We start from the raw sequence: 24,122 nt of genomic DNA, 5'->3' as shown, positions 1-24,122 counted from the left end.
CTTATGAAGAAAAAACTACTTACTTTTTTACTGATACTCGCTACTTTTCAGCTGTATGCTGCAGATTATTATTGGGTTGGTGGAGGAGGAAACTGGAGTGATATTAACCATTGGCGCTTAGGTAGCAGCAATGGCAGTATTGCGAGTATCGTTCCTTCTGCTAATGACAATGTGATTTTTGGGCCAAATGCAGGCTTCGGAACTACATCAGCAGAGAAAACGGTGACTGTAAATGCGAATGCATTTTGCAATAACATCACCTGGACTGCTGACGTCCCAAATAGCCCTGTTATTATTGGAAACACTTCCACTAGAATCAGTGTATCCGGGAGTTTTACACTTGCTCCAACGGTGACTTACAGCAATCTTCAGGTTAATTTCCAGAGCAACAGTAATGCGGTATTAAAGACAAACGGCAGTGTTAAAGGTGTGATGTCCTTAACTGTAGATAAAGTAGGAGGAAGTCTGACACTTGCAGATGACCTCATCTATGATGCAGTAACAAATTCCTTGAATTCCCTGAATATAGTAGCAGGTAATTTGAATGCTCAGGGTAAGCAGCTTACCTTATACGGAGTTACGTCCAATAATGCAAATAACCGTTCGATAAATATCAGTAATGCGGTATTGACCAATGTGATTCTTGTGGATATCAGAGGCGCCAATAAAACCCTGAATGCAGCTGGGAGTACCATTTCTACAGCCAGATTCTTTGCAGATGCAGGTGTCTTTAATGTCCTGAATGTGAGTGCCGCTTCATCGGATTATGTGACGATTAGTGATGCTACTTTTAAAAGAATAACTTTTACCAGTACAAGTCCAGGCTCAACAGTCCGGATAAACAATAACAATACGGTTGATTCACTGTTTTTTATGGGCAGCGGTGCCATACGAAATGGCAACAACAAGATTAAACATGTCACTTTTGGAGGTGATGCAATCATAGGTGGAAGCTCAAATGTGGTTCAATATGCCCAGATCTCAGGTAAACTGGATCTGATTGATCAGGGGAACCATCAGTTTGATACCCTGATTACAGCTCCAAATAAGAATATAAATATAGCAGGATCCAATACCATCAATAAATATTTTAAGGCAGGAGGACTTCCTTGTGATGGATTTACGGAGATCAGCGGACTAAACGGAGGAAAGTTGATTTTTGCTTCAGGTGCTGTGGTCAATATGGATAATGTATTGCTGTCTAATCTGACTGCTCAAGGTCCAAATACACCGATTGCTGTGAATGGTATTGATAATGACGGAAATTCCGGCTTTACGATTACTGAACCAATTGCAACCGGAAGCACCCTTTATTGGGTAAATGGTGCGGGTGATTGGAATGATAAGATGCACTGGAGTACCAGTTCTGGGGGCGCTGGAGGTGCTTGTATCCCTTTCGTTTATGACAATGTAGTTTTCGATGGAAATAGTGGATTGTCTAATGGAAATACGATAGTCACTACTGGAAATACCTATTGTAAAGACATGACCTGGGCAACTGGGCTTCCTAAAGTGACCTTCAATGAAAGCGGTGTTTACTCACTTTTTGTCTATGGTTCCGTTGTCCTCCATCCAAATGTGACGATGAATGCCTTTATGGAACTTAGGGGTGATGCTGCGGTTACCTTGCGTACGAATGGCAGTAACCTTGGTGTCAATCAATATAACATTCGAAAAACTGGTCCGAGTACTGTTGGGCTTACCTTATTAGATGACTGGAGCAATGCCAATTCGGCTTTTGCATTATTGAGTGGTATGCTGGATATCAGCAACCGTACAGTGAATTTATATGCCATCTCTGGCAGTGGAACTGCGAGCAAGTTCCTCAACATGAACAAGGCAAATGTAACGGTAACCAATTGGTCCTACGCAAGTGCAAACAGTGTTTTGGATGCCGCGCCTTCTTATCTGCTGGTTAAAAATTCGATTGTTACCCGTTCCCACACCTATAATATAATAGACTGTTCAGCCAATAATGGCAATAACATGGATTTAGCTGGCACTAAGATCAGGCAGCTGACTTTTACAGACACTGGATTAAAGAGTGGCGCTAGAATCCATGCTGGCAATACCATCCAGAAGTTGGAATTCAAGGGACAGGGAATGATCCGTTATGGAGGCAATGATATAGACTCTCTGATTACTGCCGAGAACCGAAATTTCTATTTTTATGAAACAGCTGCCGGCCATACAAAGATCAATAAATACTTCAAAGCTACACATCCATCCTGCAGCGGATTAGGAGAGATCCGAAGTGGTACTTCGGCAATTAGTACCTTAATATTTGCTCCAAATGCAAAAGTGGAGATCTCTAATGTATACCTGGAAAGAATCGCTGCCACTGGTGGCGGCGGAACACTAACATTGCCTATTCCGTTTAGCGGTGCAGATGCCGGAGGTAACAGTGGTTGGATAATTTCATCAAGCACTGGTAATGCCCGTTACTGGGTAGGAGGTGCAGGTGATTGGAATGATGCCAGTCACTGGAGTCTTAATAGTGGAGGAGTAGGTGGTGCTTGCATTCCAACTGTAGGAGACGATGTTTACTTTGATGCCAAAAGCGGTTTTACCAACGCCTCAAAATCTGTTACTGTAAATAACGGAAACGCTTACTTTCACAACATGAGCTGGGCCGGGGTACTAAACGACCCTGTTCTTTCAAAATCCAGTGCCTGGGTAATGGAATCCTGGGGAAATAGCATCGTCTTAAACCCATTATCCACATTAAATATCGTTCCACTTTTATTAAAAGGATCAGAAGCTACGGTAATGTCCGGCCAAAGTAAAGGTGATTTTGATTTGCAGATCAATAAACCAGGTGGAAGTCTGACACTCGCAAATGATTATGATAATATATTGACCGACTTTCAGCTTGTGGAAGGTGGTTTTGTGGCTTCCGGACGAGTGCTTAATATTAGGGGCATTGACAATGCGGGGGCAGATAATAACATGTCGCTCGACATTAGTGGGAGTACCGTTAATGTAACTACTGCAGGAATACGCTACAGTGGCGGAACCACAAAACGAAGTCTGAATGCCGCTAATTCTATTATCAATGGTAATTTAATAGCAGATGGCTTTAGTTATCACATTGTGAATGCGCCAGGCACGGCCAGCGCAAATGTGACCATCTCTAATACCAATATCAAAGCGCTTACTTTTACAAATCCAAGCACTACATCAGCTATTGGGATCAATGGTGCCAATAATACAATTGGCAGCGTAGAGTATAAAGGTAGCGGTGGAATATATGGTACCGGAAATAAGATCGATACATTGATATTTTTCCCTGGAAATATTTATACCCTTACAAGCGGCACGAATACCACCATCACCGGTGGCTGGTTCGGTAGCGGTAGCCCTTGTAAGCCTACAGAAATAAAAAGTAATGGAGCTACTCCAGCTACCATCACCAAAACTTCGGGAACTGTAGATTTCGATTATGTGCGTTTGCAGCGAATAACAGCAACGGGTGCTGGGGTATTTAAAGCCAGAGAGCATAGTACAGATATGGGAGGGAATACCGGTTGGGCGATCTCGCCTTATAACGGAGCTTCCCCGATATTGGGACTTGGACCTGATCTGAACCTGAAGAATAGTGACTTACCTTATACCCTTAAAACTGATGGCTTTTTTGGCTCACCACTTTCTCAATACGAATGGAAAAAGAATGGCAATGTAATCAGTACAGCAAATGAACTTGTGCTAACAGAGCCAGGAACCTACGCTGTAAAAGTGAACTTTCCCGATGGTTGCTCGATTACAGATGAGATTACTGTATCACTGGTAAGTACAGATCTTGCAGTATTGAAATCCGTAGATCAGCAATCAGCTATAGTTGGTAGTAATGTTGTATTTACAGTTAAAGCCATTAACAATGGTCCGGGTACAGGAACTGGAATTACAGTGACAGATCAGTTGCCAACAGGATATACTTATGTAAGTGATGCCGCTCCGGCTGGTACCACTTATGATGCAGTAACAGGTTTATGGACAATAGGTAATTTGGCTTCAGCCGCTGATGCAACAATTACCATCACAGCCAAAGTGAATGCTACAGGTATTTATGTAAATACAGCAACAATTTCTTCTGCTGGGGATGATCCTGATCCATCAAACAACAGTGCCACCGTTACTTTGGTGCCAAGCCCATTGGTAATTGTTACGCAACCTAGCTGTGCTGTCGAAATAGGAACCATTGAAGTGCCACAAGTTGCAGGTGGAACATATTCTATAGACGGAGGTATTAGTTTTCAGGCCGCCAATATCTTTACAAATCTGGAACCAGGTGATTATGCTATAGTCGTAAAAATCGGAACAAATACAAGTACTCCGGTAACCACAACGATTAATGAAGTACCAATGTCTCCTGATGCGCCGATAAGTGCTGGCAACCAGCAGGTATGTGCAACTAACCCCATTCAGACTTTAACTGCAACAGCAACTGTTCCACTGGGTTCAACGATTACCTGGTACGATGCACAAACTGGAGGAAATGTGGTGGCTAATCCCATCTTAAATACTATAGGAACAATAATTTATTATGCAGAAACAAATAATGGTACCTGTGTCAGTAAATCAAGAACGGCAGTAGTACTCAATATCAATTCAGCTCCTGTTATTGCCCAACTTGCTGATCAGACCGCATGTGCGACCTACACACTTCCAGCAATAACCGGAACAAGTCTAACCGGTAATGAAGCTTATTATACCTTACCAAACGGAGCCGGTACAAAATACCTGGCAGGGGTAGTGTTAAATACTATAGGTACACAGACTTTATATGCATTTGATAAAGGGGCAACAAATGCGAATTGCTCGGACAATATTGAAGTTACGCCTAATACCGCTTTAACTGATAATGTGTTGTTGCACAAAATTCTTAGTGCCAGTCATAATTTTTATACACGTAGCATCAATGCTGATTTTTGGAAGGGTACTGGTAACCAGTCGATCACATATGATCCTTCTGAAGGTGCGATGCGCTATCTAAATATAATTGGTGATTTGAGCATAAACAATGATCCTGCATGTACCGGAAATCGTGTGGAAATTACGGTTGGAGCAACCTTCAGAAATGAGGGGCCTACAGCAGGTGCCGGTTATTCTGGCCACCTGACCATCGCCAATAAACTAACCGGAGAAGTTATCTCTACAAAAACGATCCAACCAGACTTTAAAGTTGGTGCTACTGCTACTTATAATACATCAGCAATAGTGTCTCCAGCAGATCTGTTATCAGGTAATCTGATAGTGGTTTTTGGTGCGGAAACTGCACAGAATGGCTATAAAAATTGGACACTATCCAACTTCAAGGCGACTTACAAATACCTATCAGAGATGCCTTGTCCAGATGAAAAATCATTCCAGCTAACGATAAATACAATACCTAATGCGCCAATCACAGGCGGAGATCAGGAAGTTTGTATTGCCGGCACAAGCTTACCTTTAACAGCGACAGCAATTGTTCCAATGGGTACAACCATCACCTGGTACGATGCAGCTGTTGCGGGAAATGTGGTTGCACCTACCTTAAATACAGTGGGCTCTCGTACTTATTATGCGGAAGCAGTAGAGAATGGCTGTTCAAGCCTAAGCAGAACAGCGGTGAAATTAACCTTAAGTCAAAATCCGGTGATCACGGCTCTTGCAGATGTCATCTCTTGCGGATCAATAACGCTACCTGCAATTACTGGTACAAATTTATCGGGTAATCAGGCTTATTACACCGAAATCAATGCTGGAGGGACCAGATATAATCCAGGTGATGTATTCAACACTGCAGGGGAAACTACTTTATATGCTTATGATGAAATCCTTCCTGGAGCGGATCAAAATACCAAGGGAACCCTAACGCTGGTAAATGACGTCAAGCTGGGCTATACTGATACTAAACTACAGAATTTATGGCCAGACAAGACACGCTCTTTCCCAAGATCTGGGGCATTAAATGGTAACCCAGGTGCAGGCGCAAACTTCCTGGCCTTTAATAGCAATGGGACTACGGCGAAATTCAGTGTGATAGTTGGAAAGCTCAGCTTGCCTGCAGGATATACCGGTGAAGGTAACAAAGTGATGGTTACTTTAGAAAATGGACATTTCAGAAGTGCTTCAAGCTCACCTCCAGCAGTGCCTGGATATGCAGGTCAGCTGGCCATTATCAACACCGCAACTAATCAGCTGCTTTACCAAACACCTTTTTATGATCTACCTAATGACCTAACTGGAAGTAAAGTAAGTGTATCAGGGCTTGTTTCCGCAGAAGACCTGAAAGCTGGAAATATTGGTTTGTATGCCGAATTTGGACTTAATATTTGGAGGTTTACAACTCCTACCGCCAAATACCAGTTTGTGGCTTCAGGACTAGGCTGCCCTGCCCAGCAAAGCCTTAAAATCAATATCAATCCAATCCCTGCAGCACCTGTAGCGAGCAATAAAACTGCTTGTATTGAATCGCCGGTTCAAACTTTAACCGCAGCTGCAACTGTTCCATCTGGATCTACTGTAATCTGGTATGATGCAGCAACTGCCGGAAATGTGATTGCTAATCCAACTTTAAATGCGCTTGGAACCATCACCTATTATGCGGAAACTCGTACTGGTACGTGTATAAGTGCAACAAGAACACCAGTAGTTTTAACGATCAATGCGCTACCAGTATTAAATGTTCAACATCCGGCGGTTACCTGTAATCCCGGTACAGTTAATCTGACAGCCCCTACGGTTACCTCTGGAAATCCATCAGCGCTTCAGCTGACTTACTTCACAGACGCCGAAACTACTAATCCTTTAACCAATCCAACAGCAGTAACTAAATCCGGCACCTATTACATCAGGGGTACCAATACTTCAGGATGTACCATCATTAAACCGGTAATTGTTCAATTTGTGGACCCACCTACGGTTACTGCAGTGCATCCAACCTGTGTAAGCGCTAATGGTACCATTAAAATAACTGCTCCTTTAGGGCCTGAATTTAAGTATACGATTACAGCTACAGACGGAGGAACTGTTACCGCAACAGCGGATGAGACCCTGTTTATGGTTACCGGTGGAACGTATGAGGTAAAAGCAAGTAACACAACAGTACCAGGTTGTGTAAGTGATGCAACCGTTGTGATCATTAATACTACTCCAACAACCGTAATGCCATTGGTGTATCAACCGGATTGTGATCAGACAAAAGGAAAGGTTGAGTTTCCGGTAGATCCCGATTATGAATATTCATTTAATGGGAGAGCCTTTACCGATCAAAATGTATATGCAGATCTCGACCCAGGAACTTATACCTTCAGTACCAGAAAAAGAGATAATTTATGTATAGCAACTCCTGTTTCCGTAACGATTATTGCTAATATAGGAAGACCTGCTGCACCAATCGCTGCAGATCAGCAGGCTTGTGCATTAAGCGTCATTCAAACTTTAACGGCTGCGGCCACTGTTGCCCCTGGATCTCCAGTGGGTACAGTCATCAAATGGTACGATGCCTCTATAGGTGGAAACCTGGTATTATCGCCAACACTAAATACCATAGGCGCTATAACTTATTACGCAGAATCGAGCACAGCTACGTGTTCAAGTACTAACCGTACAGCGGTTAAACTTAGCCTGATCCCGCTTCCTGTAATCACTCCTATTTCCGATAAAACTGCCTGCGGATCGATGGTCTTACCTGTAATTGCAGGAACTAATTTATCTGGCAACCAGGCTTATTACACTGCAATAAATGGGGGCGGTACCAAATATAATGCAGGAGATGTCTTTAGTATTGCTGGCGAAACTACTTTATATGCATATGTAACTTCGGTTACAAACCCTGGATTAAGCTGTCCGGCTGAAACCAGCTTTAAGATAATGATCATCAATACTACAGCAGGATCAATAACGGCCAATCAGACAATTTGTAAAAACACAGTTCCTACTGCCTTGATTTCATTAACCGATGGCACAGGGTCAGGTACGCTGAAATACAGATGGGAGAGTTCTGTAGCAGGGGCTGTTAGCGGCTTTAGTGTAATTCCTGGGGCAACATTAGCAGGCTATACAGCTCCGGCATTAAGCACTACCACCTGGTTCAGAAGGATCACCCTTTCCAACTATAATGGTGTGGAATGCCAATCAGCGTCAACAGCTGCAATTAAAATTACCGTACAGGATGCGGTTACAGCAGGCACAATTTCTGCGAACCAAACCATCTGTAATGGTAGTATCCCTGCTACATTAGCTTCAACAAAGCATGCTACAGGTTCAGGCACCATCAGCTACCGTTGGGAAAGTTCAACAACAGATGCCCTGACCGGCTTTACAGTTATTCTGGACGAAATTTCTGCCGATTATAGTCCGGCAGCTTTAACTGCAAACACCTGGTTCAGGAGAGTGGCCATCTCTACAGATGGGACAAATACCTGCGAATCAGCGCCATCAGCTGCGGTAAAAATTACCGTACAGAATGTAGTTACAGCAGGTGCAATCACTGCAAACCAAACCCTATGTAATGAAAGCCAGGCGACCATAGCTTCTACTACTGCCGGTATAGGCTCAGGTACAATTGGCTACCGTTGGGAAAGTTCAACAACAAATGCCCCAGGTAGTTTCACCAGCATTGCAGGAGCAGTACAAGCAGGTTACACAGCAGCTAATTTAACTGCAACAACCTATTTCAGAAGGATCACCATTTCAGTATTGGATGGGGTAACTTGTGAATCAACACCAACAACAGTAACTGTAATCACAGTTCAGCATAAAGTGATAGCGGGAGTAATAGGGGCCGACCAAACCATTTGTACCAATACTATCCCTGCGGCGCTCAGCTCAAATACAGATGGAAGTGGATCCGGAACCATCAGGTATCGCTGGGAGCAATCTTCAGCATCAGTTCCTGCATTTACCGTAGTTGCCGGGGAAACATTAGCCAGCTATAGCCCTGCTGCATTAACAGAAACTACCTGGTTCCGTAGAATTACCATTTCCTCATTAAATGGAGTGGTGTGCGAATCGGAACCAACAACAATGATAAAAGTTACGGTTCAGGAAACAAGTTCGCCTGGTTCAATTGCTACCAGTCAGACAATTTGTAATGGTAGCAGACCTGAGCCATTAACATCAGTTACTTCAGGAACAGGCTCTGGAACCATCAGCTATCGCTGGGAAAGTTCAACGACCAATCCAACTACTGGTTTTACAGTTGTACCAGCCGCAACATCGGCCAGTTATACTCCGGTAGCTTTAACCAATACTACTTATTTCAGAAGAATTACAGTTTCAAACATGAATGGTAAAGCATGTGAATCTCTGCCAACACCCGTAGTTACCATTACTGTACAAGCTGCGGTTACCGCGGGTACAATTGGTACAGATCAGGTGATCTGCCACAATACTGTTCCGGCAGTATTAAATGCTGTTACAGCAGGTACAGGCTCCGGTACGATTAGCTATAGATGGGAGCGGTCATCCCTGGCTACTACCGGATTTACAGCCGTACCTGCTGCAACTAGCGATAGTTACAGTCCTACAGCCTTAACAACGACAACTTATTTCCGTAGGATCACAATTTCAACTCTAAATGGCCTGGTTTGTGAATCAGCGCCAACAGCTGTGATAAAAATTACTGTGCAGGGAGTTACGAATGCAGGTATTATCGGTGATGATCAAACAATTTGTTCGAACACCGTTCCGGTACCTTTAAATAATGTGGTAACTGGATCAGGTTCAGGTACGATCAGCTACCGTTGGGAACGTTCAACAACAAGTCCGGCTTCAGGCTTTACAAGTATTGCAGCTGCACACGCAGCAACTTATGCGCCGACAGCCTTAACTGAAACTACTTACTTCAGAAGAATTACGATTTCAACACAAGAGGGCCAGATTTGCGAATCTGTACCAACAAACGTGCTGAGCATAACTGTACAGGATGAGGCTACGGCAGGAGTAATCAGTGCCAACCAAACCCTTTGTAATAACACTGTTCCAGTAACGCTGACAAGTGTTGCCGATGGAACAGGATCAGGTACAATCAGCTATCGTTGGGAGCGTTCAACAAGTAGCGCGACTACTGGTTTTACAACCATAGCAGCGGCAGTAGCAGCTGAGTATAGCCCTGAGGCTTTAACCAGAACTACCTATTTCCGCAGAACCACCATTTCAATATTAAATGGTAAAACATGCGAATCTGCAGTAACTACAGCAGTTACCATTACTGTTCAGACGGTGGTTACAGCAGGCACAATTGCAGCGGATCAAATCATCTGTAAAGGCAATGTTCCAGCGCCAATCAGCTCAACAGCAGCTGGTACTGGTTCAGGCACCCTGAAATACAGATGGGAGAGTTCTGTAACAGGTGATGATGCAGGATTTAATGTAATTAATGGAGCAACATCGGCCAGTTATGCCCCTCCAGCGATCACCACGACTACCTGGTTTAGAAGGGCTGCAATTTCAGTTGTAAATGGTATGGAATGCAAATCTGTGCCAACAGCTGCGGTAATGGTATCACTAAACACGGCGCCTACTGCAAGCACCCAGAACAAGAACATTGATCAGGATACGAAGTTATCTGGTCAGGTAACTGGAATAGATGCCGAAGGAGATGCTTTGACCTACAGTAAACAAAGCAATCCAGCCAATGGTACAGCGGTAGTCAATACTGATGGAACTTATACCTATACACCAAATCCGAATTATGGTGGTAACGATAGCTTTAACATAGCCATCAGCGATGGATGTCATACTATTATCGTCAGCATCAACATTACAGTGAGGATTACCTTTATTCCAGCTCCATCGCTATCGCTTGTGAAAACAGGTGTATTTAGCCAAAACTTTATCACCTATTCATTCGCCATTAAAAACACGGGTAATGTGCCGGTTTATACCCTGACATTAACCGATGAGAAATTGGGTATGGTCGATAAAACCATTGATGCCGCAGGCGGATTACTGCCAGGTACCACCATTATCCTGACGGAAAAATATACGCTTACTCAGGCTGATAAAGAATTTGGAAATGTAAACAACACCGCTACCGTAAATGCAAAAGATGCGAAAGGAACTTTGGTTTCAGATGTGTCAGGTACTGCTGAGAACAACAGCACGCCTACGTTGACCAAAGTGACTAAACCTTTTGTTGCTGTGGATGATAGTTATGAAGCAGATGCCAATAAAGTAATCAAAGAAAACCTGCTGCTAAACGATGATATTGCTGGACAACCAGTAAATAACCTCATCGTAGAAGCTGTTACTCAGCCGAAAAATGGCAAGCTGACCTTAAATGCGGATGGTTCCTTTATTTATACACCGAATCCTGGTTACACCGGAGCTGATAGTTATACCTACCGCATTAAAGACGAGTATGGTTACTACAGTAACGTGGCTGCAGTTTCATTCAAAGCCAATTTCTTCGACATCAGGGTGCCTACTTTATTCACCCCAAATGGGGATGGCGTAAACGATGTTTTTGAAATCCGTGGATTGAATCAGTTTGCAGAAAATGAACTGACTATGGTTAACCGTTGGGGTAACGAGGTGTATAGAATGAAAAATTATCAGAACAATTGGAATGGCAATGGCCTGAATGATGGCACCTATTACTACCTGCTGAAAGTTAAAAAGACAAGTAGTAGCGAATGGGTGATTTTCAAAGGATACACCACTATAGTTAGCGCATTTAAAAAATAGGATTGAATTATAAATTGAGTATCGGTGAGAGCGAAATCTCTCGCCGATGCAAAATAAAATCAATGATGAGAAAAGTATTACAATCAATAATAGGTTTGGTCCTGCTAGCCAACCTGGCAAACGCACAGCAGGATGCGCAGTTTAGCCAGTACATGTTTAATGGAATTTACATTAATCCAGCTTATGCAGGGTACAAGGAACAATTAAATTTGCATGCCTTTTACCGCAACCAATGGACCGGTATTCCAGGCGCACCAAAAACAATGTCAGTAACCATAGATGCAATCGCAAACGATGGAAATGTAGGTTTGGCTTTACAGCTAACCAGCGACAGATTAGGTGCTCAACGCAATGAATCAGTATATGCGAATTATGCCTATCGAATCAGGCTGAACTCAGAAGGAACTTCAAGATTAGCATTCGGACTGGGGATCGGCGCCGTTCAGTTAGGGATGGACGGGACGCTTTTAAATCCCAATGATCCTGAAATTTATCAGCCAGTTGGCACTCAAAGTATAATCCGACCAGATGCAAGAGTAGGCGTTTATTATGCGGATGATAGGTTTTTTGCTGGCCTCTCGGCCGATAATCTGATTTTGCAACATATGGATATGGATAAGTACGCTTTTATCCCACAGCCAAAACCTCATTTTTATCTGACTGCCGGTGTTTTACTCCCTTTAAGTCAGGAGGTATTACTGAAACCTTCCTTCCTGTTAAAGGACGATCGCGGCGGACCTACCACTATGGATCTAAGCGCCTTCGTGATTTTTAATGAAAAGTTTTGGTTGGGAGCCTCTTATCGCAGTGGAATAAAATTATATAGTAAAAATTATTTGCAGAAAGATTTAAATAACCTCAATTCAGCCGTGGCTGCGATGCAGATTTTTCCTACCCGAAATCTGAGAGTAGGTTACGCTTATGATTTTTCTATCGGCAAATTACAAGGCTACAGTAGTGGTACTCATGAACTATCCATCGGTTACTTTTTCAATAGAAAAAGTACCAGAATGTTAACACCAAGATATTTTTAAAATGAAGAAGATTCAAACCTCAATTATAGGCGGTTTGGTGCTGCTATTCGCTTTACAAACTACAGTAAAAGCGCAGTATGTATTAACCGAAGCAGATCAGCAGTACACGCTGTATAATTATAACAAAGCTATAGTCTTGTATCAACGCGCCTATCAAAAAAAGGCCAGCCTTCATGCCGCAGAAAGATTGGCTGAATGCTATAAAAATCAGCAGAATTATACAGAGGCTGAACGTTGGTATGCCATCAGCACTGCGATGCCAGGTAGTCCAGCAGTACAGACACTTTATTATGCACAGGCACTGCAAAGCAATGCCAAATATGCCGAAGCCAAACAACAGTATCATAAGTATGCTGAGCAATACAAGGGGCTAAGCGAACAGCAAAAAGATCTATGGCTGCAGTCCTGTGATTCAGCGATGCACTGGATGAAATTCCCGACAGAAATCAGGATACAGAACGAAAAGAGTTTAAATTCTGCGCAATCAGATTGGGGAGCAGTAAAAAACAATAACCAACTGGTGTTTGCATCCGACAGGAATATGGAAGGTAAAGATCAGCAAACAGTAAGTCGTCCATTCTTGAAATTTGATGGCATAAAAACTCCGAATAGGAATGTTTACGGCTGGACAGGTAACAGCTATTTAAGGTTGTACAGTCAGCATGGAAGCGATAGTGTTCAGGTAGTTTCCATAAAGACAGGTACGCCTTACCATGTTGGTCCTGCAAGCTTTACTGCAGATGGCAGAACGATGTATTTTACCTTAACAAAAATCCCTAAAGATGGCGTTTATGAAAAGGTAAAAGGTTCAAAAGATAAACTGACGACGATCAATGTGGAGATCTATTCGAGTACAAGAACCGACGATGGCGTATGGTCTGCACCAAAAGCTTTCAAATATAACAATGCCAAAGAATTCTCTCTTGGTGATCCTTTTATCACTGCAGATGGAAAACGTTTATACTTTGCTTCAGACATGCCGGGTGGCAAAGGTGGGATGGATCTTTATGTTACTGAAAAGACCGCTGGCAACGACTGGGGGATCCCTGTAAATTTAAAAGACATCAATACCGAGGGGAACGAACGAAGTCCTACCCTGGATGAAGCGAATGGTTTCTATTTTAGTACCGACGGTAGAGTTGGCATGGGTGGACTGGATATTTTTAGTGCAAGAATTATAGATGGAAAAATGGGCCAGATCAGCAATTTAAGATACCCTGCAAATTCTCCTCAGGACGACTTCGCATTTCAAAAAATCACAGCAAGCACCGGTTACCTTTCTTCCAACAGAGCAGGCGGTTTGGGTGCTGATGACATTTACAGCTTTATACTGCCAGCGCCAAAGAAAATAGATTACACAGACCCAATTGTGTTGAATAAGGAAATCAGGTTAGAAAACATCTATTATGATTTCGATAGATGGAACATCAGGCCGGATGCAGCTGTTGAACTGGATAAGCTGGTTCAAATACTTAAAGAGAATCCTACAATCTGGATTGTGTTGGGCTCACATACGGATAGCAGAGGTAACGATGCTTACAATCAAAAGCTGTCTCAACATAGAGCAGAAGCAGCTGTTGAATACATCATCAGCAGGGGGGGAGATAAAAGCAGGATAACAGCAAAAGGTTATGGAGAAAGTAGGTTGTTGAATCGATGCAGTAATGGTGTGAACTGCAGTATAGCAGAGCACCAATTAAACAGAAGAACAGAGTTTACAATCGTGAAGCAATAGTTGGTACTTTGCCTTTTCGGAGGACTGGCCGGTTTGGAAAATGATGGGATACGAAACATCTTTCCAAACCGGCTTTTTTTTTGTCGGGAAGGGTCAGGAAATGATTAAATATACAAGGTAATTGCATTTTGATTTCGCTGTAAAACTTGGATTTGTCTGTTAGTCAATCGTTTGCGCAATGTTATTCCAAATACCACGCATCTTTGTCGATAAATTAGGTTAAGAGAATGAACATTCTAATCAATGATTTTAATCAAACCTAAAAAACCAACCAATGAACAAAAAAAATTACGCCTCTAACATTATGACGGCACTGGCGATTGTAGCCTTCGGAATCTCCTTATCATCCTGTACGAAGGCAACCCTGCCTCCGGATGAGAAATTTAAACTATCTGTTAACAAATCAGCAGTTAGTACCGTGACAGCAGATGCCATGACATTCGTTGTCCCTGCAAACAAAGCCTATGCAGAACCATTTGAGCACATCGACAATGCAGTAGGAGTTTCTATTCCGGTAGGCTATCCGGAGGATTTTGGGGTAGTCTCCAACTGGACCAACCAAGCCCGAAGTGTAGTGTATTACCTGTACCAAACCGCGGGTGAATATGATTTCTCTATTGAGAATACTGTTGCTAACGGAGTAAATTTAAATTATGAAGTCAAGATCAGCCCTTGTTATGCTGGTCTGGTGGTAACACCAAGCACCCAATCAATTACCTTAAATGGTACTGGAACTGTTAACCTGAGTACCCCTTTCAAAGTGGTTGCCTCAACAACGGGTTATTACCGTTATGAACTGAAACCATTGTCAGCACCAAATAGTTCCATTACCGTTCATAACTTAATATTTAAGGCTTTACAGGCAAATTCAAAAGTAAACCAAACCAATTATCAAAGCTCTCCATCGGTGCACCTGAGTTTTAGCTCCACTGCAAGTACCGTCAAATCTTACAACTGGCTTTATCAAGACGTTATTGTGCCGGCAGGTAAAGATCCTTTATATACTTTCTATATGTCGATAGGTTTCTATAGAGGTTACCTGGGAATTCAGACCAACTCGCCAACAGAGCGCAGGGTCTTGTTTTCTGTTTGGGACAGTGCAGATGCGCAAAATGATCCGAATCATACTGCTGCCGATAATGTGAGTCTGGTAGCGAAGGGAGCAAATGTAACCAGTAATGGATTTGGAGGAGAAGGCACCGGAGGCCAGTCTTATATCAATGCAAACTGGCAGACCGGTCAGGTGGTTTCTTTCATCATGAATGTGAGGCCGGAAAGCAACAATTCTGTATTGTTGTCGGCCTGGTATAAACTCGAAGGACAAAGTACATGGAATTACATCGCCACATGGCGCGCACCAAAAGACCAAAGGTATTTTGATGGATTCTATTCATTCCTGGAGAACTTCGGACACAGAAATGGACAGATCCGTAGAGAAGCAGAATATTTCAATTCCTGGGCTAAGGAAAGTGCCTCAGGTAATTGGGTGAATCTGAATAAAGTTTCTTTCAGTAATACCGATGGAGCAGTCGGACAAAGGGTCGATTTTGAACAAGGGATTTCTCCTTTAAATTCCGCAAGATTCTATATGTCAAGTGGCGGTTACACACCAACCATCAAGACGGTTTCGAATACACTGCCGCTTTTATCTACACCGCCCACAGTCACATTATCTACTTTGTCTGATCGTGTGGATCAGGCACTTGCTGATTATTTTGAAGTTACAAATGGCGGGATTTATAAAATAGTTGCTGCGGTAAATAATACCAGCGTTATCGACGTGAATAGTTACACTCCAGTGAATGAAACACCAGTAAGCTTATGGTCAAATAACACCCCGACCTCGAATAACCAAAAATTCCTTGCCAGAAAAGTAGGAAGCGCTTATGTATTCAAATCTGTAGCAGACACAACGAAGGTATTGGATGTATATACAGGTTCAAGTGTAGACGGAACTAAGGTGCAGGTTTATACTTTTAACAATGGAAACTCACAGAAATGGACTATAGAAAGTGCAGGTGGAGGTTATCTGAACATAAAATCACTAGTGGGTACCAATAAATCTCTGGATGTAAACGGAGGCTCAACAGCAAATGGTACAAAAATACAGATCAACACTTCAAACACTTCGAACGCTCAGAAATTTAAATTAGTAGCGCAATAATTGTTAAGATTTTTAATAAAAAGCCCCAAGCTTACTGAGTTTATAAACTCAGTAAGCTTGGGGCCTAAATAATAAAGGATCTTTTGTTAAATCTCCTGATTAAAAATTAACGCTATTCAGGTTTTTGTCTACCAATAACCCATCAATAGCCTTAAGGTCAAACTTTACTTTACGTTTAGCTTTAAGCTTAATGATAAACAGCTCCGTACTACCAGTTAAAGCTTCTTTGTCGCCTAAGTTTACAAAAGTAGGGTACAAGGCTTTCTTTCCGTTGGTATGTAACCTGTCGTAAGTCATGTTCTCCATATGCTTCGCATTCAAAGGTTGCACACTTACAAACTCGTAATCAGCAGCATTGTATGGCAATGCAAAACTTAAAGCATTTACAGATTTAAGGTTAGTACCTTTCACTTTAACCTCGATGATTTCATCTTTGTTATAGCTTGGTTTCGCAGTGCTGATGCTCAGCTTACCTGCAACCTTATCAATTTTACTATCATTCACACCACCGTCAATTCTGGTAGCTACTAATGAAATATCATAAGCATCGATCAAGCCATTTTTGTTGATGTCACCATTGCTGATATAACCTTCGAAATCACCATCACCTGATCTTAAACCAGTATAGTTTAGATAAGAAGTCAAGTCATTTCTGTCAATCAGACGGTCATTATTGATGTCTCCAGGTAAGTAACTTTCTGTTCCAGGAACTTTGAATACATACAATTCTCTACCTGAACCAAAACCACCAACACCTTCGGTAACGGCCATCTTGATGTAACGTGCCGATGGATGAGTAGGGAAGTTAAATACCTTCACTTCATCTGTATTAGCCCATGTGAACGGTCCAACCGGAGTCCAGTCTTTATTGTTATTGCTATAGAATACCTGACCTTTTAGAATGATGCCATTTCCTCTTCCTGAACGTGGAACGTAATGGAATTTATCCAATTGATTGATGGTTTTTAAGTCCATCACCATTTCGAAAGGCAAGGCATTTACACCCCATTTCGTATGCCAGTTATTGCCTTCATCAAAATCAAACAATTGAGTGATTTCTGAGCCTTCCTGATCTGCTGCGGTTGATTGAGCAGTGATGCCCTGAATCGCAAACTCCAATGGATTAGACTTAGTCGTTGCCTCGAATTGTGTCCAGGCAGATTGACCATCTTTATTTACTGCACGCAGTTTAAATGAATATGCCGTCTCAGCAGTTAAACCATCAAATAACAACGTCGTGTCTTTGATCGTGGTATAATGCATATCATTGAAATCTATTTCATAGTAATCTGCATGGTTTACTTTAGACCAGGTAGGTTTCAAGGTATAAGCTTCCTTATTTTTCTCAGAAACCATAGCATTAACCGGAGCAGTTAATACGCCTGAAGAAATGCGCAATTGATCTGCTGGCTCAAATTTGAAGCCTTCAATGGTTGCCACAACCGGGTTTACCGTAATGTCAGTAGCACTTACTTTGATCAGTAATTGAGGGTTTTTTACCATCGCCACTTTCTCAAATTCGCTTCCTTTAGTCGCAAACTTATTTAAGTTCGGATTTGCATCGTAGAAATACACATTCTCTTTGCTTAAGAAGTCATTCATCGTACTTACTTCCGATAACTTGATTTTCTCAGTACCAACTTTTACCAATACCTTCTTAGGTTTTTGTGATACATTGATCCTAAGTTCAGTAGCTTTCGCTTTTACAAAACCATCGAAATCACCTTTTGCAGGGTGAATAGTTACAATTGCACGGTTCTTTTTGTCTACTTCCGACTCAATTAAGCTGGAAGCACCTTTACCCAATTTGTATTGTTCGGTAGTACCATCATCATCATACTCTGTAAATGAACTTTTTCCTGCTGGATAAATCTCATAAACACGAACATTTTTGTTGATCTCCGTTACGTTGTTGTTAGGATTGGTTACCGGAATGATAGCACCATTCTTAACGAATACAGGTAACTTCCAGATTGGTGATTCAAAACTGTTCAGGATCACATTTCCAGCATATTTTTCTCCGGAGAAATAATCAATCCATGAACCTTCTGGAAGGTAAATGCCATTGCGAATGTCATTACCTTTCTCATCAGATTTAGTCGCCTGATAAATCGGAGCAACTAAGAAATTAGGACCATATAAAAACTGGTACTGCGTTGCAGGACCTTGGGTATAAGCATTTGGATACTCCAGGAACATCGCTCTGATCATCGGTAAACCTGTTACCGCTTCTCTTGCAATGCTGTAAGCATATGGCATCAACTCCGATTTTAACTTTAAATAGTTACGGTTGATAGAAGTCGCCGACTCGCCTAAAGCATGTGGATACTTCTCATTTGATCCCCAGCCATCCATGTTCAATTGCATAGGAGTGAAGGTCTTCCATTGGAAATCTCTAATGTTTACCGCTACATTTTTACCACCAAAAATACCATCTACATCAGAGGTAATATTCGGTTGTCCGGATAAACCTGAACCTAAATAAGTAGGGATGTGGAAACGGATGTATTCCCAAACACCACCGGTTTGGTCACCAGACCAGATGCCTGCGTAACGTTGCGTACCTGCCCAACCATCTAAAGAGATGATGAAAGGACGAGCATCATTGCCATATTTAGGCATGATTTGAGCCACATCAGCTACACCGTTTAGTCCGAATGAATATCCAGCACCTACCCAGGCCACATCTGTTTTCAATACACGAACACCTGCTTCTTTTACTTCTTTTAAGATATCACGTTGTAATAACGCACTTACCTCTGGTTTTGGATGAAGGTCAGATTGTGTCCATAAACCGATTTCAACACCGTTTTTACGGGCATAATCGCCTAAGCTTTTCAGGTTTTGAATGTTCCCGTCTAAACTCTCTGTTTGTCCATATCCAGCACCATAACCATCATTTGGAAGGATCCAGCCAAATGGCATGTCATTCTTTTTATAACGGTCAATTACTGCACGTGCAGAAAACTGGTAGTTGCCTTTTTCTCCGTTTAGAGATTCTTTGACGCCACCATTATCTTTCTGGCTTTCTTGATAGTGTTTGCCATCTTCAAACAGCATTCCTTTTTCACTTACTTTCCAGAAATCGCGGTTATAAGCGTTCAAGTGTCCCTGGTAGAAACCGAACTTAGGTAATAATACCGGATTTCCAGTCAGCTGATAAAAGTCGTTCAAAAGAGGAACTGCACCATCGCCCGCCATTAGGAAGACATCCAGGTAATCTGTATCATGTGATAATTTTACGGTGCCTTTTTCTTTAGCTCCGAAATCATATTTACCCTTTTTGAAAGTATGCCATAAAAGGCCATAACCTTTAGAAGACCAATAGTAAGGCGTAGGGGAGGCTACTCCACCATCCGTCCAGCTGTTCTGGTTTTCAATAGAGATCGCTTTTCCCTTATGAGAGAAACGTCCGTTCTGAACACCACCACCATAGAAGTACTCTTTTGGTGCTTCTTTAAAAGTCAAAACTACTTCTCCTTTTTCAAAGCGAACAGGTGCCGCTTCTTCCAGAACTACGGTGTTTGTAGCCAGGTTGATGATTTTTAATAAAGTCGTATTTTTATCTATCTGAACCGAAATCTTATCAGTAGCGATCGTAATCAGGTTGTTTTCCTCTGTCAGGTTTAATTTTCCAACAGCTCTTCTTGGATTCTCTACCAGAATTTTCGCTTCCGGTTTAGCTACAGGATCTCTCATCACACCACCAGCATTGTCCTGGAAAAGTCTGAAAATCTGATCACCGTAAAAGTCTAATGTCAAACGCTGATTGTCAGAAAACAATACCTCAATCACAGTCGGACTAACCTTCTTCGCGCTAATGATCTTATGGTCTTGTTGGATAACCTGTTGAAAGGTAAGTGGTCTTGTTACTGCTCCGGCATTTAACTGGGAAATCAGTAATGGAAATGCTAAGGCGAGCAAAGCGGTGTTTTGAGGTTTAGAACTCCAAAATATTTTCTTCATAATTGTGTGTTAAATCTTCGCGGACAGCTGCTATGCAGAGGAACCTAACCATTCATGCAACGTCACGCCAGAAGTTTTTATTGAAGCCGCCAATATAGAAATTATCTGTTGGTTTTTGCTTTTGCAAAATTGTATTATTTTTAGGCATAAATTAGGAATATAGCAATTTCCCGGCTGTTCCTTAGAGAGGAAAGCCAGGATTCATCAGCCTGTTTAACGAAATGATTAAACAGATTTTTGCTTCCTATATCCCAAATACCCAGCAATCAATAAACCTGCAATCAAGATGATGGAAGCAATCAATGAAATGATTTCTCCGGTATAATAAGAAGCAGGATGAAACACAAATTCTATCTGATGTGCTCCTGCCGGAATATGAGCTGCCCTTAATAGATAATTTGCACGGAAATAAGGCTGCTCCACCTGATCAACAAACATTTTCCAACCCTTGTTGTAAAATATTTCTGAAAACACCGCAATATTAGCCTGACTGGAACTGCTCTCGTAAACCATGCGGTCAGGATAGTAACTGCTCAGTTTAATCGTGCCGGAAGCCGGAGAAGCGCTAAGCTGTTGCTCCTTAACCAGGGGTTTATACTGCTGGTCGATTACCACCGTTTCTTTAGGTTTAAAAGTACCAATTGCAGCCATTTCCTGATCAGCATTAGCTACGTACTGGACCTGGTTGACAAACCAGGCATGACCACAAACTTCCGGATTCAATTGAACAAGCAATTTCGGAGAGTTTGGATCTGTACTGATCAGGTATTTGGTGTTCATCATCCCCAGAATATTCAGGTTGATGGTTTTTTTAAAATGGGTCTCTATCACCTCATCAAAACGCTTCAGGCGCACAGCAGAATAACCGCCTATTGACTTATGGAAATAAGGGGTGGTAGCGTCATTCATGATGCTTTGCGTCATATCAATCACTTTAAAATTAGGATCTTTATCCCGATCAATAAAGCGGTCTACTTCCCGGAGTTGTGGCTTTTCAGTATCCTGTTTCGCCATAAAAGTATCCTTGTTTAAATACCTCTTGTCGACACCCCACATGTCAATCAACACCAAAAATAGAAAAGCAATGGAAAGGATATTGAAATTAATCTTACCTTTTAGGAAGGCCGAGATCCCAGCAAAGGCAATTCCGATAAATAAACAGGAACGCATGGCATCTGTCTGCGCTGCCGATTTTCTATCCGAAACAAAAGCATTACCAATCGTATTTGCAGTAGATTGATCCAATTTAAGCGCCTCAGCAAATTGCGCTACAGCCGCTTCATGATCGCTGCTTTTAAAGGAAAGAAAGAGATTCGGAATGACAATCATCACCAGGGAAAGTCCGAAAGTAATATAGAAAGCCAACTTTACCTTCTTAAAAAGCTCCGTCTTATTAGGGTTCAGCTGCAACTCATTTACCGCGAGTACAGCCAATATCGGAAAGCACAATCCTGCCACAGCAAGAATAGATTCTACCGCCCTGAATTTATTATAGAAAGGGACATAGTAAAAGAATAAATCCGATACTAGGGGCATGTTTTTTCCGAATGATAACAGCATGGTCAAGATCACAACAGACAATAACCACCATTTTATACGGTTTTTAACAATAAATAATCCCAATACAAATAGGAAGCAAATCGCAGCACCAAAGTAAAAGGAACCTTCAGTAAAGGGTTTCTCTCCCCAATAAAAAGGCATCAGGGATTTAGAAAGGTAATCTGCCTGACTAGCATCAGCGCCAATTTCCGATAGTGCTTTTACTACATGGGTATGCTCCACCGCATTTCCTCTGGAGCTGCCACCAAAAGCATTTGGGATCAGGAAAGTAATACATTCTTCTACTCCCTGACTCCATTGATAGGCGTACTCCCTGGATAATCCGGTACTGGTTTTCGCCACTTTCTGGGTCAGGTTAGCATGACCTCTGATGGTTTCAGTACTGTATTCGTAAGTACTCCATAACGAAGAAGTGTTAACCGCTATAGCAAGCAAACCTGCTGCAAAGGCAAATCCTGCTGCTTTAAAAAAGTCTTTTGTTTGCTTGGATTTTATTGCATGATAAGCCTCTATTCCCACTAAAACTAAGATTGCCAGAAATAGATAATAAGTCATCTGGATATGATTGGCCCTGATTTCCATGGCTAAAAATAAAGCCGTTATTGCCGCTCCATATAAGTGTTTGCCCCTGAATACAAGCAATACCCCCGCGATAACAGGTGCAAAGAAAGAGATCGCAGCGACCTGATTCGCATGCCCTGCACCAAATAAAATGATGTTGTAAGAAGAAAAGGTAAAGCCAATAGCACCTGCTGCGGCAAGCCAGGGATTCAATTTTAAAACGCAGAATAGAAAATAACTGCCCAGTAGTAATACCAACACGGTTCCTACAGGTTGAGGAAAGGAATAATTGATGGCCTTTACTGCCCAGGTGGTAATGTTATTGGGGTAAGGTGCCCAGATTTGAAAAGCAGGCATCCCCCCATGAATCTGATTCGTCCATAAAATCGTTTCCCCCTTTTCCCGGTAATGATTGATTTCAGTGGTGGTGGATTGCGCCCTCGTGACATCATTTTGTCCAAGCGTCTTTCCAAAGAATAGGGGATTAAAGTATAAAAAAGTGATTCCAAAGAAAAGTATAATGACCATCAAATGTTGGCCATTTCGCTTAAACCAGTTATTCATCGTTGCTAAAATTTCCTTAAATATAGAAAAACAAACGGGGGCTTAACCTACATTAACTTTTTGCCTTAATCTACTCCATTGTTTGCTTTTCAGCAGCAGCCTAAATTTGTGATATGAAAATCGATAGCTACATCAGCTATAAAAGAAAACCCGTTTTTCATAATAAACTGTAAACTAAAATTTAAAGAAGATGTCAGTACTAACAAGAATCAATTCGGATGAAGTAGCAATTCTTTTGATCGACCACCAAAGTGGTTTATTCCAGACCGTAAAAGATATTGAGGTAACAGCGCTACGCAATAATGTAGCTGCACTTGCTAAAGTAGCCGCACTGGAAAATATTCCGGTATTTACAACCGCATCAGAACCAAATGGACCAAACGGACCTTTAATGCCTGAAATTCATGAATTGGCTCCTCATGCAATCTACATTCCCCGCAATGGCGAAATCAATGCCTGGGATACACCCGCTTTTGCAGAAGCCGTAAGAAAATCAGGTAAAAAGAAACTGATCATCGCTGGAGTATTAACCAGTGTTTGTGTAGCTTTTCCATCAATCTCCGCAAAAGCCGAAGGTTTTGACGTATTCGCAGTGGTAGATGCCTCTGGAGATATGAGCCCATTGTCTACGCAAATCACAATGGAACGTCTGGCAATGGCCGATGTGATCCCAATCAGTACAGTAGCAGTATTGAGTGAGATCCAGAAAACCTGGAACCGTAAAGATGCGCTGGAATTTGCTGCTGCATTCTCAAAAGTAATGCCTCCTTATCAATCACTTATTGAAAGTTATCAAAAAGCAGTAAGCGTAGGTAAATGCGCTTAATTAACAAGGCTTTTGCCGCATTCAGGCTTTGCTATCGAA

At 42.0% G+C, this 24,122-nt stretch carries 7 protein-coding genes; 5 read left to right on the top strand and 2 right to left on the bottom strand.

Annotated features, from left to right (window positions below; translation table 11 throughout):
• The first annotated feature begins 3 nt into the window (after positions 1–3).
• The 4 genes from R2S10_RS07815 (at position 4) to R2S10_RS07800 (ending at position 16,606) form a co-directional block, all read left to right on the top strand.
• Positions 4–11,673, top strand: coding sequence for an Ig-like domain-containing protein (locus R2S10_RS07815; protein WP_316839897.1), 11,670 nt, complete (start codon positions 4–6; stop codon positions 11,671–11,673).
• 62 nt (positions 11,674–11,735) lie between these two features.
• Positions 11,736–12,707, top strand: coding sequence for a type IX secretion system membrane protein PorP/SprF (locus R2S10_RS07810; protein WP_316839896.1), 972 nt, complete (start codon positions 11,736–11,738; stop codon positions 12,705–12,707).
• 1 nt (position 12,708) lies between these two features.
• Positions 12,709–14,442 carry an OmpA family protein gene (locus tag R2S10_RS07805; RefSeq protein ID WP_316839895.1) on the top strand — a complete coding sequence of 578 codons (1,734 nt, stop codon included), beginning with the start codon at positions 12,709–12,711 and terminating at the stop codon, positions 14,440–14,442.
• A 274-nt stretch (positions 14,443–14,716) separates the two neighbouring features.
• Entirely contained in the window at positions 14,717–16,606 is a 1,890-nt protein-coding gene (locus R2S10_RS07800; protein WP_316839894.1) for a DUF3472 domain-containing protein, read from the top strand.
• Positions 16,607–16,705: 99 nt separating this feature from the next.
• On the opposite strand, the gene R2S10_RS07795 is transcribed toward R2S10_RS07800, so the two are convergent.
• Both R2S10_RS07795 and R2S10_RS07790 read right to left on the bottom strand, forming a co-directional pair.
• Entirely contained in the window at positions 16,706–20,572 is a 3,867-nt protein-coding gene (locus R2S10_RS07795) for a TIM-barrel domain-containing protein (RefSeq protein WP_316839893.1), read from the bottom strand.
• 225 nt (positions 20,573–20,797) lie between these two features.
• Entirely contained in the window at positions 20,798–23,257 is a 2,460-nt protein-coding gene (locus tag R2S10_RS07790; RefSeq protein ID WP_316839892.1) for a YfhO family protein, read from the bottom strand.
• A gap of 190 nt (positions 23,258–23,447) precedes the next feature.
• On the opposite strand from R2S10_RS07790, the gene R2S10_RS07785 reads away from it, so the two are divergent.
• Complete coding sequence (locus tag R2S10_RS07785) at positions 23,448–24,083, top strand: isochorismatase family protein (RefSeq protein WP_316839891.1); 636 nt, start codon at positions 23,448–23,450, stop codon at positions 24,081–24,083.
• Positions 24,084–24,122: the final 39 nt, after the last annotated feature.

It is taken from the genome of Pedobacter gandavensis (assembly GCF_032678745.1).
Taxonomy (GTDB): Bacteria; Bacteroidota; Bacteroidia; order Sphingobacteriales; family Sphingobacteriaceae; genus Pedobacter; species Pedobacter gandavensis_C.
The sequence above is the reverse complement of the archived record's forward strand: the minus strand, read 5'-3'. Positions and strand labels throughout refer to the sequence as shown.